This window comes from Streptomyces sp. NTD91, from assembly GCF_059510455.1.
Genome location: NZ_JCAJZW010000012.1, coordinates 125,565 through 141,029 on the forward strand (window position 1 = coordinate 125,565; position 15,465 = coordinate 141,029).

8 protein-coding genes and 2 pseudogenes are annotated in these 15,465 nt (G+C 72.7%); 5 read left to right on the forward strand and 5 right to left on the reverse strand.

What is annotated here, in order from left to right; genetic code table 11:
* Position 1: 1 nt before the first annotated feature.
* On the reverse strand, positions 2 to 826 hold the full coding sequence (locus AC5WRT_RS15660; protein ID WP_496093891.1) for an alpha/beta fold hydrolase: 825 nt from the start codon (positions 824 to 826) through the stop codon (positions 2 to 4).
* Between the two features lie 790 nt (positions 827 to 1,616).
* On the opposite strand from AC5WRT_RS15660, the pseudogene AC5WRT_RS15665 reads away from it, so the two are divergent.
* The 4 genes and pseudogenes from AC5WRT_RS15665 to AC5WRT_RS15680 form a co-directional block, all read left to right on the forward strand.
* Positions 1,617 to 1,880 (forward strand): annotated as a pseudogene (locus AC5WRT_RS15665) (Pls/PosA family non-ribosomal peptide synthetase); the annotation flags it as partial.
* A gap of 13 nt (positions 1,881 to 1,893) precedes the next feature.
* Positions 1,894 to 5,142 (forward strand): non-ribosomal peptide synthetase, encoded by a 3,249-nt coding sequence (locus AC5WRT_RS15670; protein ID WP_496100321.1) that lies wholly within the window; start codon positions 1,894 to 1,896, stop codon positions 5,140 to 5,142.
* A 40-nt stretch (positions 5,143 to 5,182) separates the two neighbouring features.
* Positions 5,183 to 6,187: a TauD/TfdA family dioxygenase gene (locus tag AC5WRT_RS15675; protein WP_496093893.1), complete on the forward strand. Its 1,005-nt coding sequence runs from the start codon at positions 5,183 to 5,185 to the stop codon at positions 6,185 to 6,187.
* Positions 6,159 to 6,852 (forward strand): annotated as a pseudogene (locus AC5WRT_RS15680) (pyridoxal-phosphate dependent enzyme); the annotation flags it as partial. The gene AC5WRT_RS15675 and the pseudogene AC5WRT_RS15680, both read left to right, overlap by 29 nt.
* A gap of 16 nt (positions 6,853 to 6,868) precedes the next feature.
* Here AC5WRT_RS15680 and AC5WRT_RS15685 read toward each other — a convergent pair.
* The 3 genes from AC5WRT_RS15685 to ppk2 all read right to left on the reverse strand — a co-directional run bounded on the left by AC5WRT_RS15685 (position 6,869) and on the right by ppk2 (position 10,943).
* Positions 6,869 to 8,926, reverse strand: coding sequence for a SpoIIE family protein phosphatase (locus AC5WRT_RS15685; protein ID WP_496093894.1), 2,058 nt, complete (start codon positions 8,924 to 8,926; stop codon positions 6,869 to 6,871).
* Between the two features lie 511 nt (positions 8,927 to 9,437).
* Positions 9,438 to 9,833, reverse strand: coding sequence for a hypothetical protein (locus AC5WRT_RS15690; protein WP_496093895.1), 396 nt, complete (start codon positions 9,831 to 9,833; stop codon positions 9,438 to 9,440).
* Between the two features lie 306 nt (positions 9,834 to 10,139).
* A complete protein-coding gene (ppk2, locus tag AC5WRT_RS15695) occupies positions 10,140 to 10,943 on the reverse strand; it encodes a polyphosphate kinase 2 (RefSeq protein WP_496093896.1) in 804 nt (267 codons plus the stop codon).
* A gap of 251 nt (positions 10,944 to 11,194) precedes the next feature.
* Here ppk2 and AC5WRT_RS15700 point away from each other — a divergent pair, with 251 nt between their 5' ends.
* A complete protein-coding gene (locus tag AC5WRT_RS15700; RefSeq protein WP_496100322.1) occupies positions 11,195 to 12,211 on the forward strand; it encodes a 2-hydroxyacid dehydrogenase in 1,017 nt (338 codons plus the stop codon).
* 464 nt (positions 12,212 to 12,675) lie between these two features.
* On the opposite strand, the gene mgtA is transcribed toward AC5WRT_RS15700, so the two are convergent.
* Positions 12,676 to 15,378, reverse strand: coding sequence for a magnesium-translocating P-type ATPase (gene mgtA, locus AC5WRT_RS15705; protein WP_496100323.1), 2,703 nt, complete (start codon positions 15,376 to 15,378; stop codon positions 12,676 to 12,678).
* Positions 15,379 to 15,465: the final 87 nt, after the last annotated feature.

Sequence of the window (15,465 nt, forward strand, 5' to 3'; positions counted from 1 at the left end):
CTCAGTCGCCGGTGCCCACCTGTGCTGCGAGGAAGTCCAGCAGGGCGGCGTTGAAGGACTCGGGCTGCTCGGCGCCGGGCAGGTGGCCCGCCTTCTCGACGACGGTCAGGGTGGCGTGCGGGACGAGACGGTGGATCGCCTCGGCGTCCGCGACGGGTGTGAAGACGTCGTCCGCGCCGACGACGATGAGGACCGGTGCGGTGACGGCGGCCAACGTATCGCGGTAGTCGGGGCGTTCGACCCGTCCCCGCAGTGCCGCCGCCGCCCCGCGGGGGTCGGTGGCGCGCATCATGCCCAGCACGCGCGCGGCGACATCGGGCATCGCGGCGACGTTGTACGCGGCCAGCATCTTGTCGAGCACCTCGCCCGCGTAACCGTCCATCCCCTCGGCGAGGAGCCGGTCGGCCAGCCGGTTGCGGAACTGCCTGCCCTCCTCCGTCTCGGCGGGGAAGGAGGTGTCGCACAGGACGAGGGCGCGCACCCGCTGCGGGTGCCGGCGCTGGAACTCCATGGTGATCTGACCGCCCATGGAGACACCGCCGACCACCGCCCGCTCGATGCCGAGATGGTCGAGGAGACCGGCGAGGTCGTCGGCGAAGTCGGCGAGGAGGACCTTGCCGGGGGTGACGCCGCTTCGGCCGTATCCGCGCAGATCGGGGGTGATGGCCCGGTGCCCGGCATCGGCCAGCGCCCTGGCCTGGGGCGCCCACAGTGTGCGGTCGAAGGGGTGTCCGTGGACGAGGAGGACCGGCAGTCCCGTCGACGGTCCGAGATCGTCGAAGTGGAGGGTGGTGCCCCGCAGGGTCACGGTGTCGGGCTCGGTCACACTGGCTCCATGATCGGCTGGGCGGCTTCCCGGCAGCGTAGCCCTTGTCCTTGGGGGCAAGGTCAACCCGGAACAGTCAGCCACCCGTGGCGAACCCCGTCCTCGCGGGCGTCCGGGGGCAGCCGTTCGGGTGACTCGTGCCCTTCCCCGCCACTGTGCCGGCCCAGGGGAAACGTGACTCTACCGGCCACTCCGTACACGCGGTTTCATAGCGAATAATTGGCATATCGTCATGCATCGGGACAAACTTGATCTCGCCGGTTCTGATCAGGAACATTCCCGTTCTGGAGGAGAGCGCATGGCGGAGCAGTCCTCCGAGGTCCTGTCGGAGCCGGACGAACCTGCCGTCGCCGTGCGCCGGGCAAGGACAGAGAGGACGCCGGCCGGCCTGCTGGGCGCCGAAACCGTCCCGGTGGACGGCCACGTCTTCACCGACCTCGGCGCCAACTCCCCCGTGAAGGCCCAGTTCTGCGCCCGGATACGGAAGTGCGCGGATCTTCCGTCCCCGTCCATGCGGGACATCTACCGGCACCCCACGATCCAGAGCCTGGCGGCGGCTCTCGAAGAGACCGCTGCCGCCGCCCCGGCACCCGCCCCTCCGGCGCCGGCGCGCCTGCCGTCGTCGGCGCCGGAGCCGATGCCGGCCGGCAGCCGGTGGAACCACCTTCCCTGCGGAACCTTCCAGTTGCCGGCCTTTCCGGGCTACTCCCTCGTCTCCGGGTTCGGCACCGCCACCGGGTACGAGTGGATCGCCACCGGTTCGGGCCTGGCCGACGTAGTGCCACTCCCGGAGGACGGCACCTTCAAGTCCGACGGCACCACGCTCGGCGCCGGCTGCACGCTGGGCGTCGGCGCCCGTGTCCACTACGGCGTGACCATGGGCGACGTCTCCGTGCCGGCACCCGACTCCTTCCACATGGAGGGCGAGGAAGTCCCCCCGAACGCCCGGTGGGGCGGCAATCCCGCGGTGGACATGCCGGAGGGCGGCAACCGGCCCTGCGGCACCGGCCGGGCGACGCAGGCCGCCGACGCCGCCACGGCGACCGTGAGCTGAGGAAGGCCGATCGATGGAGACGCGCGTGGAAGCGGACCGTGAGTTCTGGTGCCGGGTACTGAACGCCGGTGGTGTCACCACGGTGCCCCGCTGGGTGCCGGCGCCGGCCCCGGGAGCCGCCGAGCACGAGACGCCCGTGCCGGTCGACGTGACGCGGGCCGTGCGGGAACTCGTCCGGCACCGGGGCACACCGGTCAGCGCGCTGATGCTGGCCGCCCACCTGAAGGTGCTGGCCGTGCTGTCCGGCGAGCCGGACGTGGTCACGGGCTGCACCATCGGTGTACGCGGCGAGCCGCTGCCGTGCCGGGCGGCCGTACCCCCGGGCTCCTGGCACGCCCTGCTGACCGCCGCCGCGCACGCCGAGGCGGACGTACTGGCGCACCGGGAGTTCCCGGTGGACAAGCTGCGGCGGGAACCCGGGTCGACCCGGCAGCCGTACGAGGTCGTCTTCGGTCCCCTCGGAGCCGACGAATCCCACGCCGACGAGGGCGCCCTGCAGGTGCGCTGGTCCGACCGGGGCGGACGGCTGACGCTGCGCCTGCGGTACCGCACGGACGTGCTCGACGCCACGGCCGCGGCGCGCATCGGCGGCTACCACCTCGCGGCGCTGCGGCTGATGACGGCCGATCCGGCCGCCGACCACACCCGGCAGAGCCTGCTGTCGGCCGAGGAGGTGCGGGAGCAGCTGGACGGCCTGGCCGGGCCCCGCCGGCCGCTGCCGGACGCGCGGGCACACGAACTGTTCGAGCAGCGCGTACGCGCACATCCGCAGGCCGTCGCGGCCGTGCACGGCGAGCGGGAGTGGACGTACGACGAGCTGAACCGGCGTGCGAACAGGCTGGCGCGCGCGCTGCTGGCGCGGGGACTCGGCCGCGAGGACGTGGTCGCCGTCGTCACCGAGCGCACCCTCGACTGGCCGGCCGCGGTGCTCGCGGTGTTCAAGGCGGGCGGCGCGTACCTGCCCATCGAGCCGCACTTCCCGGCCGGCCGTATCGCGGCGAGGCTGTCACGGGCGGGCTGCCGACTGGTCCTGACCGAGTCCGGCAGCACCGGCACCCTCGACCAGGCGCTGGCCACGCTGCCGGACGCCGAGACGCTGCGGGTCGACACCGCGTACGCCGAAGGGCACGCCGACCACGATCTCGGCGTCCAGGTCGACCCCGGCCAACTCGCCTACATCTGCTTCACGTCCGGCTCCACCGGCGAGCCCAAAGGAGCGATGTGCGAGCACGCGGGCATGCTCAACCACCTCCACGCCAAGATCGACGACCTGGCGCTCGGCGAGGGATGCGTGGTGGCGCAGACGGTCCCGCAGTGCTTCGACATTTCGTTGTGGCAGCTCCTGGCCCCGCTGCTGGCCGGCGGCCGGACCCTGCTGGTCGAGCAGGACGCGATCACGGACGTGGAGCGGTTCGTCGACACGCTGGAGCGCGGCCGGGTCACCGTGGCGCAGCTCGTGCCCTCCTACCTGGAGGCCGTGGTCTCGTGTCTGGAGCGGCACCCGCGCCCGCTGCCGGACCTGCGGTGCGTGTCGGTGACCGGAGAGGCGCTGAAACGGGAGCTGGTCCAGCGCTGGTTCGCCGTCCGCCCGGGCATCGGACTGCTCAACGCCTACGGTCTGACCGAGACGTCGGGCGACACCAACCACGAACTCCTCGACGGGGTGCCCGAGCGGGTGCTGCTCGGGCGGCCCGTCAACAACGTGCGCGTCTACGTCGTGGACGAGCACCTGTCCCTCGTCCCGCTCGGCGCTCCGGGACTGATCGCGTTCTCCGGTGTCTGTGTGGGCCGGGGATACGTCGACGATCCCGAGCGGACCCGGGAGGCGTACCGCACGGATCCCTACCGGCCCGGCGAACGGCTCCACCTGGGCGGGGACCGGGGACGCTGGCACCCCGGCGGCAAGCTGGAGTTCCTGGGCCGCCGGGACAGCCAGGTCAAGATCCGCGGCTTCAGGATCGAGATCGGCGAGATCGAGAACTCCCTGCTGCGCGTGGACGGGGTGCGCGACGGCGCGGTGGTCGTCGCCGAGCGGCCCGGCGGCGGCACACAGCTGATCGCCTTCTGCACCGGCCGGCGACAGCGGCCGGAGACCCTGCGTGAGGCGCTCGGCGCGACGCTGCCCGACTACATGGTCCCGTCTGCCTTCCACTGGCAGGAGAGCCTTCCGCTGACCGCCAACGGCAAGACCGACCGCAGGGCCCTGACCGCGCGGGCCGAAGCATCCGCACCGCGGGCGGAAGCGGAAGACGGCACCGGCCCGCTCAGCCCGACCGAGCGCAGGCTGGCCGCGACCTGGGCCGAACTGCTGGGGGTGCCCGAGCAGCAGATCGGCCGCACGGCCCACTTCTTCGACGCCGGGGGCACCTCCCTGACCGCGGTCGGGCTCATCCTCGCCCTCGACCGGGTGCTGTCCCTGAAGGACATCACCCGGCATCCGGTGCTCGCCGACCTGGCCGCCCTCATCGACGGCACGGCCCGGCAGCGCCCGGAACTGCTGCTGCCCCTGTCCGGCGCGAGCGGCGTGCCGGAGTCCGCGCTCGTGTGCTTCCCCTACGCGGGCGGCAACGCGGTCAACTACCAGCCCATGGCGACCGCGCTGGCGGCCGGCGGCGTGGCGGTCCTCGCCGTCGACCTCCCCGGACACAACCTGGCCGCACATCCCGAGCCGTTCGCGTCGGTCGAGCAGGTGGCCGAGCAGGCCGCTGCCGAGATCACCGCCCGTGGCCTGAACCAGGTCATGCTGTGGGGCCACTCCTCGGGCGCCGCGCCCGCGATGGAGACGGCCAGGAGGCTCGGACGGCGGGGCGTGCGCGTGACCCGGTTGTTCCTCGCGGCGCACCTGCTCGGCACGGCCGAGGGCCGGCGCGCCGCCGCCGACGAACTGACGAACCTCAGCGACGCCGAGATCGCGGCGCGGCTGACCCGGGACGCCGGTCACAGCGAACTGGCGGAGCTGAACGAGCAGCACGCCCAGCACCTCGGCGCGGCCTACCGGCACGACTGCGTCAGCGCCCACCACTACTTCCGGCAGGCCCTCCAATCGCCGCCGGAGAGGCTGTCCGCGCCGGTCACGGTGGTCGTCGCCGCCGACGACCCGCACACCGCCGGCCACATCGACCAGCACCGGGACTGGCTGCTCCTGGCCGACCACGTCGATCTGCACGAACTCGGCGACGGCGGCCACTACTTCCTGCGCACCCGTCCGGCCGAGGCGGCACAGGCCGTGCTCGACACCGTTCTGCCCCTCGCCTCCTCCTGAGCCCGCCGCACCCCCGGCGGTCCACCGAAAGGAATCCGAGATGCCGTTCTCCTCGCCGGCAGCCGCGCTCGACGCGGAGTCGCGGCCGGACAGGCCGGCACTGCTGCACGTCGACCCCCTCGACGACGCCGCGAGCTGGGCGGCCGAGTACCGCGACGTGCTGCGCGCACAGGTCACCGAGCACGGGGCGCTGGTCGTCCGTGGACTCGGTCTGCGGGGCATCGACCAGGCCGGAGCCGTCTTCGCGCGGCTGGCCGGCGGTCTGATGACGGAGCGGGAGGCCTTCGCCCACCGCCGGATGCATCTGCCCGGCGTGTACGCGTCCACGACCTGGCCCGCCAACCAGCCGATGTCCATGCACCACGAGCTGAGCTACCTGCTCGACGTCCCCGGCCTGATGCTCTTCGCCTGCCTCACCGCGCCCGAGCGGGGCGGGGCCACGGCGGTGGCCGACGCGGAAGAGGTACTGCGGGCGCTGCCCAGCGGCCTCACCGAACGGTTCGAGCGGGAGGGCTGGATCCTGACCCGCACCTACAACGACGAGATCGGGGCGAGCCTCGCGGAGTCGTTCGGCACCGCCGACCGCGCCGAGATCGAACGCTACTGCCGCGCCCACGCCATCGACTTCGCCTGGCAGCCCGACGGGACACTGCGCACCGAACAGCGCCGCAGCGCCGTCGTCCGGCACCCGCACACGGGCCGGCGCTGCTGGTTCAACCAGATCGCCTTCCTCAACGAATGGACACTCGCGCCGGAAGTGCGCGAGTACCTGGTGGACGTCTACGGCGAGGACGGACTTCCCTTCAACACCCGTTACGGCGACGGCAGTCCGATCGGCGAGGACGTCGTCCGGCTGATCGACTCCACCTACGAGGCGTACACCCGGCGCGAGTCCTGGCAGGCCGGTGACCTGCTGCTCGTGGACAACATCCGCACCGCCCACAGCAGAGAGGCCTTCACCGGAGACCGGGAGGTCCTGGTGGGCATGGCCGAGCCGCAGCGGCCGGGCGACCGCATGTCGATCCCGGAGGCGAGCGAGCGATGACGACGTACTGCTGACGGAGGCGCTCGGCAACGAGGTGCACATCGTCGCCGACCAGGACTCCAACGGCGGGTTCCTCGGCACCCGGATCGAGTCCGTGCGCGCCCTGTGCGCCTCCGACGTGTCTGGCTCAGCCAGTACACCGACGAGACTGGACGGCGCACCACCGCACGACGGGCCCGGAGATCGCGCGCCGGTTCCCGGACCTGGACGTCCTCTTCGTCGGGGCGGGCACCACCGGGACCCTGATGGGCTGCGCCACGCTACTTGCGGCAGTGGCGCCGGCCGGTGCGGATCGTCGCCGTGGACAGCGTGGGGTCGGTGGCCTTCGGCGGCGAGCCGGGCCGCCGGATGATCCCTGGCCTCGGGATGACCATGCGCCCGCCTCTGCTCGACGAGTCTGTGGACGAGGTGATCCGGGTGGAGGAGACGGACACCATCCGCATGTGCCACCGCATGGCCGGACGCGGCTTCCCGTTCGGCGGCTCCACCGGCACGGTGGTCGGTGCGGCGACGGACCGCTGTTGCGGCACGACGGGAGCGCCGTCACCGCGGCTGCCGTCGCGCCGGACCTCGGCGAGCGGTACCTCGACACCGTCCACCAGGCCGACTGGCTGCAGCATCTGTACGGCGATCAGGTGCTCGCCTCCGTGGACACCGGGCGGTGACGGACGTACCGCGCGGTCACCGGGCCGGGAGAGTCTGCTCGGCCCAGACGGTCTTGCCGTCGGGGGTGTAGCGCACACCCCAGTCCTGCGCGAGCTGGGTGATGATGAACAGCCCGCGCCCGCCTTCGTCGACGCTGTTCGCGTGACGCAGCCGCGGTGCGAGGGCGATGCCGTCGTGGACCTCGCAGGTGAGGGAGCGGTCCTTGATGAGCCGCAACCGCAGCGGCGGGGCGCCGTAGCGGACCGCGTTGGTGACCAGTTCGCTGACGATCATCTCGGTGGTGGAGGCGGTCTCCCCGTCCACGCCCCACCGGCCGAGCTGTTGCCGGGCGTGGGCGCGCGCCGTGGCGACGGTCTTGGGATGGTGGTCGAGCCGCCATGTGGCGACCTGGTCGGCGGGGAAGGCGTGGGCGCGGGCGAGGAGGAGGAAGACGTCCCCGTGGCCGGTGTCGCCGCGCAGCCGGTAGAGCACCTCGTCGCACAGGTCCTGAAGGGGCCGGCCGGGCTCGGCCAGCACCCGGCGCAGGGTGTCGAGGGACGGGACGGCTTGCAGGAGGGACGCGGTGTAGAAGGCGAGGACGCTGCCCTCGGCGACCGGGAAGGTGGCGGCGGCGAAGGGGGGTCCCTCGGCACTGCCCAGCGGGGGGCCTGCGGGCAGCTCGGGGATCTCGGTCCTGCCGTCGGGGTGGGCGACGACGGGTGGCGGATGGCCCGCCAGGGCGATGGCGCAGGTCTGGCTGAAGGGGTCGTAGACCGCGTACGCGGAGGTGCCCGAGAGCGGCTTGTGCTTGCCGTACGGCAGAGCCGCACGCTCCCGGGCGAGGCCGAGGGCGGTGTCGTTGAGGCGCGCGAGCAGTTCGTCGGGTTCCAGGTCGAACGCGGCGAGGGAGTGGGTGGCGGTCCGTATCTGGCCCAGTGTGGTGGCCGCGTGGATGCCCTGGCCGCCGACCTCGCCGATCATCAGCGCGGTACGGGCGCCGGGCAGGGCGAGGATGTCGAAACCGCCGCCTCCGCCCGTCTCGGAGGGCATGTGCATGTGCGCGGTCTCGACGGTGGAACCCGTCGCCGGGCAGGGCAGCAGCACATCGCGCTGAATGGCCAGGGCGATGGTGTGCTCGCGGGTGTAGCGGCGGGCGTTGTCGATGCACAGCGCGGTATGGGCGGCCACCGCCATGGCGAGGGCGACGTCGCCCTCGCCATGGGCGTCCGCCTCGCCGGTGCGGTACAGGCTCAGCAGCCCCAGTACGGTCCCGCGGAGCGTCAGCGGTGCGGTGATGAGGCTGTGGGCACCCGACGCGCGGATCGCCTCGCCGCGCGACGGGTCGGCCGCCAGCCAGGGCGTGTCGGGGTCGAGGGAGACCAGGCGGGGCCTGAGGTCGGCCAGCGTCTGGGCGTACGGCGTCGTGAAGGGCAGAGCGCGCACGTCACCCACCGGATGTGCCTGCCGCTGCTCCTCCCCACCGCTGTGGCCGAAGGCGATACGGCGCAGCGGCACCTCCCGCGCCAGAGGGCTCGGCGGAGGATCCTCGCCGCGTGCCACCGCGTCCACCACGTCCACCACGGCGACGTCCGCCAGCTCGGGCACCACCTCCTGTACCAGTTCCTCGCAGGTGACCACCAGATCGAGGGTCTGTCCCACCTCCTTGCACACCGCGCCGAGGAGGCGCAGGCGGGCTTCCAGCCGGGCGCAGTCGGTGACGTCGAGCATCTCCACCAGCACCCCCCGGACCTTTCCCCCGGCGCTCGTCAGACGGGAGGCGGAAACGGAGAACAGGTGCTCAGAGCGGGGTGCGCCGGTGCGACAGACCTCCACCTGGCGCCCCCGTGCGGGCGCACCGGTCTCCAGCACGCCGCGCAGCATGCCCTCCACCTCGGCGGGCGCGGAGAGCTCGTACACCTCGGTGAAGCGCCGGCCGGTGATCCGCTCGGCTTCGTACCGGGCCGGGCCGACGAGGCTGCCGCGCAGGACGCGCAGCTCAGGGTCCAGGATCAGCCGGCCGGTAGGGGACCGGTGGAACAGGGCGTCCACCACGGCCGCGTCCTCGACGGGCGAGAGGGGTTCGATGTCCGCCACGGCAACCCACCTCCACCCTCCAGCCTGCCCCCGGCGCCCGGGTGCCGCTCCCTCGCCCCTGCGACCTGCCGGAACACCACCGCGGTGGGGCACGCCACCCGCCGCCGACCGGCTCTCATCACCCGCATGCCGGGTGAGAACGCGGCGCGTGACGCGCTGGGCCAGGTCGCTGGCGTGGGGGAGAACCAGGAGACCGTCGAGCGCGCCCTCGGCGCCGTCCACGCGGGTGAGTCGGCATGGCGTCGAAGGCCCGCGGCGGGCGCCCCGGGTGGGCGCGTTCGCGTGGTGCGCGGAGTCGTCGCCGAGGCGTCGGCTCCGCGGGCCGGCCGGTGGTGCCGGGAAACGCGTGGGGACCAAGGACAGCGAACCGAGAGCCTCGCCGCTGCCGCCGCCGGAGAAGGCGGCTCCCCCGGCCGGAAGCGCGACGTCGACGATCCACAGGTCCAGCGCCCCGCCGCCGCGCGGCGGCCCGGAACATGCCCCGACACCGCCTCGCAGGAGAGGGCGGCCTCTACTCCCGGCCGCTGTCGGTGCGGCCGCCGCGCCACGGGGGCGACATGGCCGACCTGCGGGTCTCCTCCCCGCGGTGCAGGACGCGGTTCACCTGGCTGCGCAGGCGGTCCTGCAGCCGGTCCGCCAGTTCGTGTGCCGTGGCCTCCTGGGCATGCACGACCACGAGTGCGTTCCCCACGACGAGTTCGGCCCCGGCGGACCACGGACGCCCGGCATGGTGCGCCACTGCCCTGGTGACCCGCAGCGCGCCGCTGACGCCCGGAACCCCGGGCCGACCGAGGACCGCATCGACCTTCTCCCGCAGGTATGCGACGGCGTCCTCGCCCACTTCGCCCTCCACGCGGATGTCCACGGCGCCGCCGCCTGCCTGCGTGCCGGTGTCCTTCGCAGTCATGTGCTCCGCTCCTTCTGCTGATCGTTTCGCACCGGCTCCAGACTTGTGCGAGCACGGGTCCGGGCCCAGGGCTGTCAGGCCCCGGCGGCGGGGCCGAAGGACCTTCACCCGGGTCCGCGGCCCGGGCCGGGAGGTGGGAGGCGGGGCCCTCCGTCACCGGTGCGGAGCGCGGGCACGAGGCTCGCGCGGAAGCCCTCCCGGCTCCTGAGGCATGCGGGTGGACCACCTGTGGCACGGGCTGCGAGGCGGGTGCGGTGACCCGAAGTCGCGGGCCGCACCGTCGGATCCTGCTCGACGCCGGCCTGCTCACAGGCGTGCCGCGTGGTCCGGGACGTACGTCTGCAGGTCGCGCGGCGGGCGCTCGTAGCCGGTCGACGGCGGCCGGGACGGCAGTTCCAGAACCGGTGGCGGTACGTCGTGGTAGGGGACCGAGCCGAGCAGGTGGGCGATCGTGTTCAGCCGCGCGCGACGCTTGTCGTCGCTCTCGACCACGTACCAGGGCGCCTCGGAGATGTCCGTGTGAACCAGCATCTCGTCCTTGGCCCGCGAGTAGGCTTCCCAGCGGGTGATCGACTCCAGGTCCATCGGCGACAGCTTCCAGCGCCGCAGCGGGTCCTCGAGGCGGCGCCGGAACCGCTCCTGCTGCTCGCTGTCGCTCACCGAGAACCAGTACTTGCGCAGCAGGATCCCGTCCTCCACCAGCATCCGTTCGAAGATCGGGCACTGCCGCAGGAAGAGCTGGTACTCCTCCTTCGTGCAGAAGCCCATCACATGCTCGACCCCGGCCCGGTTGTACCAGGAACGGTCGAACAGCACGATCTCCCCGGCGGCCGGCAGGTGCTCCACATACCGCTGGAAGTACCACTGGCTGCGCTCGCGCTCGGTCGGCTTCGGCAGCGCCGCGATCCGCGCCACCCGTGGGTTCAGGTGTTCGGCGACCCGCTTGATGGTGCCGCCCTTGCCCGCCGCGTCCCGCCCCTCGAAGACGACGACCAGCCGCGCCCCCTCCGCCCTGACCCACTCCTGCAGCTTCACCAACTCGGTCTGCAGGAGCAGGAGTTCCCTCTCATACGGCTCGCGCGGCAGCTTCGCCGCCTTCCTGCCGGCCATGCCGCCTCCACCACCCGACGACTCACGACATCACGCACGCCCGGACTCGAGCGCCATGACACCCACCGTACGTTCCGGCGAAGACCGGCGCGCCACCGGGCAACGGTGACGGAGTACGGAGGGAGCCGTCGACAACGGCGGCGCGGTGTCCTGGGACGACGGGGCCGACACCAAGAGCCGATGGGCCCTCTTGCCCCCCGCGATCCCGCCCTACGGTGGAGCCGATCACCCGATCGACGGGAGGAGTGCAGGTGGAGATCGTCGCGTACGGCGTCCTCGCTGACGAGGAGCCGTTGCTGAGGGAAGCGTTCGACACGGCGTTCACGGGCCGCCGGCACGAACTGCGGTGCCTGGGGCTGTTCCTGGACAAGGACACCGTTCCGACCGCCGCGGGCCACGAGGTCGTCCTCAGCAGTGTCAACGACACCCTGGACGCCGAGGTGCTGCGCTCGCTGGCGGAGCGCGGCACCCGGCTGATCGCCCAGCGGTCCACCGGGTACAACAACATCGACCTGACCGCCGCCGGGGAACTGGGGCTCACGGTCTCCCGCGTGTCGTCCTACTCTCCGTACTCGGTGGCCGAGTTCGCCTGGACCCTGGGCCTCGCGGTCAATCGCCGGATCGTCCGCGCCGCGCACCGCACCCGGGAGTTCGACTTCCGGCTCGACGGACTGATGGGCCGTGACCTGCGCGGCCGGACCGCCGGTCTGGTGGGCACCGGGAAGATCGGCACCGCCTTCACCAGGATCGCCCACGGCTTCGGGATGCGCCTGCTGGGCTGGGACGTCGCCGAGAACCCCGACTGCCTCGCCCTGGGCATGGAATATGTCCCGCGTGACCGCCTGTTCGCCGAGGCGGACCTGGTCAGCCTGCACGTGCCGCTGCTGCCCGAGACCCATCACCTCGTCGACGCCGACGCCCTGGCGCTGATGAAGGACGACGCGATCCTGATCAACTCCAGCCGCGGCGGACTGGTGGACACCGACGCCCTGCTGGAGACGCTGCGCGCGGGCCGGCTCACCGGGGTCGGGCTCGACGTGTACGAGGAGGAGGCCGACGTGTTCTTCCTGGACAAGTCGCTGGAGGTGATGACCGACGAACGCCTCGCGCGGCTGATGACCTTCAGCAACGTCCTGGTCACCTCGCACCAGGCCTACTTCACCAGGGACGCCGTCGGGGAGATCGCCCGGGCCACCGCGGCCAACGTCGAGGACCACCTCGCCGGCCGCTGTGGCGCCAACACGCTCGTCGGCCCCCGGACACCCTGAATCCACGCTGCTCCCGCCGCCCGACGTGAAGAGGAGCCGCCGGGCCCCATGCCACGGGCCGCGCCGGGGCTGTTCGGCTCTGTCCGGCCCGGGCGCCCCCTGGACGATCATGAGGGCGGCGGCCGGGAAGGCCCAGGTCCACACCCGCACCGCGGCACGTTCCGGCCCGCCGTCGACATGGCGAGGAGGCGGACGCCCACGGACGGCTCCCACACCACCTTCCTGTTCCTGGTGCAGCACCGGCTGGGCGCGGAGGGGGTGCCGCGCCGGTACGCCGACCGCCCGGACGGTGGCAGAGCACGAGTACGGCGCGAACCGGTGGACGGTCGCGGCCGTACCCTCCGCGCTGGTCGCGCCGTTCGTCACCCTCGCGGTCGCCCATGGACGGACACTCCGGCAACCACCGCTACGCCCGGGGCCGTCGTCGGTGACGCGTGGCGCGCCGGTCCGGACCGCGTGACCGGTCACCTGGTGCGGGCCCTCGAGTCCGTCCGGTGCGGTGCGCGCGCCCGCGCGGGGTGCGTGGCTGCGGGGCGTCGTACGCGGGTGACGGTACTGAACCGGGCCGCGCGCCTGCGCAGATGGCGGCGGCCGGGGGCCGGACGGGGCCGGGCCGGTGCGCCCGCGGTGCGGTAGAAGATCTTCTTCCCGATCTCGACGAGGAGCAGGTAGACGACGACCATGGCGGCCACCGCGGCGAAGAATCCGGACGGGAGCAACCGGAAGCCGAGGACCGGGGCCAGCGGAGTGGCCGGCAAGGTCGCACCGACGGCGACGACCCCCAGCGCGGTCAGCGTCATGGCCGTGCTGGGGCGACGGCTGCGCCAGAAGGGGACGCGCCGGGTGCGGATCGCGAAGATCACCAAGGTCTGCGTCGCCAGCGACTCCACGAACCAGCCGGTACGGAACTCGGCCGGACCGGCGTGGAAGACCCACAGCATCACCGCGAAGGTCACGAAGTCGAACAGGGAGCTGATCGGCCCGAAGCAGATCATGAAGCGCCGGATGAAGGCGATGTCCCAGTGCGCGGGCCGCCGTACCTGGTCCTCGTCGACCTCGTCGGTGGGGATGGCGAGCTGACTGGCGTCGTAGAGAAGGTTGTTCAGGAGGATCTGGGACGGCAGCATCGGCAGGAAGGGCAGGAACAGGGAGGCGCCGGCCGCGCTGAACATGTTGCCGAAGTTGCTGGACGTGCCCATCAGCACGTACTTGATGGTGTTGGCGAAGATGCGCCGTCCCTCTGCCACCCCGTCGGCCAGGACATCGAGGTCCTTCTCCAGGAGGATCACGTCGGCGGCGTCCTTGGCCACGTCGGTGGCCGAGTCCACCGAGATGCCGACGTCGGCGGCGTGGAGCGCGAGGGCGTCGTTGACGCCGTCGCCGAGGAAGGCGACATCGCCGCCGGTCCGCCGCTGGAGCCGCACGATGCGGGCCTTGTGCTCGGGGCTGACCCGGGCGAACACGGTGGTGTCGCGGATCGCGGCGGTGAGCCGCTCGTCGTCCATGGCGTCGAGGTCCGAACCGGTCAGCACTCCGGCGCCGGTCAGCCCCAGGTCGTGGCAGACCTTGGCGGCCACCGCGGGATTGTCCCCGGTGACGACCTTGACCCTGACCCCGAGGGCGTGGAGCCGTCCCAGCGCCCGGGCGGCGTCCGGCTTGGGGGGGTCGAGGAAGACCAGCAGCCCGGCCAGGCGCAGGCCGTGCTCGTCGGCGGCGGTGGGCGCCGCACCCGCCCCGGCGGGACGTGTCGCCACCGCGACGACGCGGTTCCCGGCGCCGAACTCGACGTCCAGTGCCCGGCGGACGGGCTCGGGCACCTCAAGGCAGCGTTCCAGCACCGCCTCCGGGGCGCCCTTGGTGATCTGCAACGTGTCACCGGTGGAACCAGTGACTGTCACCGACACCATCCGCCGCTCGTGGTCGAAGGGGAGGACGCCGTCCCGCCTCCACCCGTCGAGCAGCGGGCGCTGGGCGGCCGCCGCCGGGGAGTCCCACAGCGCGTCGTCGAGCGGGTTCCCGCCCACGGGCCGGCCCTGGTCGTCCACGTCCGTCTCGGTGCACAGCAGACCGAGGCGCAGCACCTCTTCCGCCGGGGCACCGGCGACGGGCACGGCCCGCATGAAGTCGATGCGTCCCTGGGTCAGCGTCCCGGTCTTGTCCGTGAACAACACATCGACGTCGCCGAGGTCCTCGATGCACACCAGCCGCTTGACCAGGACCTTGCGCCGGCTCATCCGCCGGGAGCCCGCCGCCAGACTGGTCGAGACAACGGCGGGCAGCAGCTGAGGAGTGATACCGACGGCGATGGCCAGGGAGAACAGCAGCGCGTCGATCAGCGGCTTGTGCAGCATCACGTTGATGACGAAGATCGATGTGGTCAGCGCCCCGGCGACGTGGACCAGGAGCATGGAGAACCGGCGCAGCCCCGCCTGGAACTCGGTCTCCAGCTGGTAGCCGCTCAGCCCGGCGGCGATCTTACCGAACTCGGCCTCGGGACCCGTGGCGACCACGACACCGCGGCCGCTTCCCGAGTGCACCACGGTCCCCATCAGGGCGCAGCCGGACAGGTCCGCCACCGCCGTGCCGGCCGGTACGGCGCTGGTGTCCTTCGCGACCGGCAACGACTCACCGGTCAGCACCGACTCGCCGCACTCCAGCCCCGCCGTCGCGAGCAGCCGCAGGTCGGCGGGAACGATGTCACCCAGCCGCAGCTCGACCACGTCACCGGGGACGAGGCCGGTGACCTCCACCTCCTGCGGTCGCCCGTCGCGCAGCACGACCGCACGGTGACGGATCTTCGTGTGCAGCGACTCGGCGGTCTTCTCCGCCCGGTACTCGTTGAGGAAACCGAGCCCCGTGGACAGGGCGACGATCACGCCGATGATCACGGCGTCGGTGCGCTCGCCGACGAAGTACGACACGACGGCCGCGGCCAGCAGCAGGCCCAGCAGCGGGGACCGCAGCTGATGCCACAGGACGAGCCACGCCCGGGCCCGGTGCGAGTGGACCGCGTTGGGTCCCCAGCGCCTCAGCCGCCGTGCCGCCTCGTCCGACGACAGGCCGCCGTCACTCGCCGCGAGATCGGCGAGCACGTCCGCGGTGGTCCGGGCGGCCGCGGCGGCCGCGCGTCCCACGGGCACCGGTCGCACCGGCGTCGCCGTCACCATCACCGGCCGGTCCTCGGGCGACGGCCCCCGGGCGCGGCGCCGGGGGAGCGCCGGGCGGTGACCACGAGGCGGGAGCACGGGCACGGT

What these genes read in the sequence shown, in the direction of transcription:
- AC5WRT_RS15690 (WP_496093895.1), bottom strand. Translation starts at nt 9,833, where the DNA reads ATGACTGCGAAGGACACCGGCACGCAGGCAGGCGGCGGCGCCGTGGAC.
- ppk2 (WP_496093896.1), bottom strand. Translation starts at nt 10,943, where the DNA reads ATGGCCGGCAGGAAGGCGGCGAAGCTGCCGCGCGAGCCGTATGAGAGG.
- AC5WRT_RS15670 (WP_496100321.1), top strand. Translation starts at nt 1,894, where the DNA reads ATGGAGACGCGCGTGGAAGCGGACCGTGAGTTCTGGTGCCGGGTACTG.
- mgtA (WP_496100323.1), bottom strand. Translation starts at nt 15,378, where the DNA reads ATGGTGACGGCGACGCCGGTGCGACCGGTGCCCGTGGGACGCGCGGCC.
- AC5WRT_RS15675 (WP_496093893.1), top strand. Translation starts at nt 5,183, where the DNA reads ATGCCGTTCTCCTCGCCGGCAGCCGCGCTCGACGCGGAGTCGCGGCCG.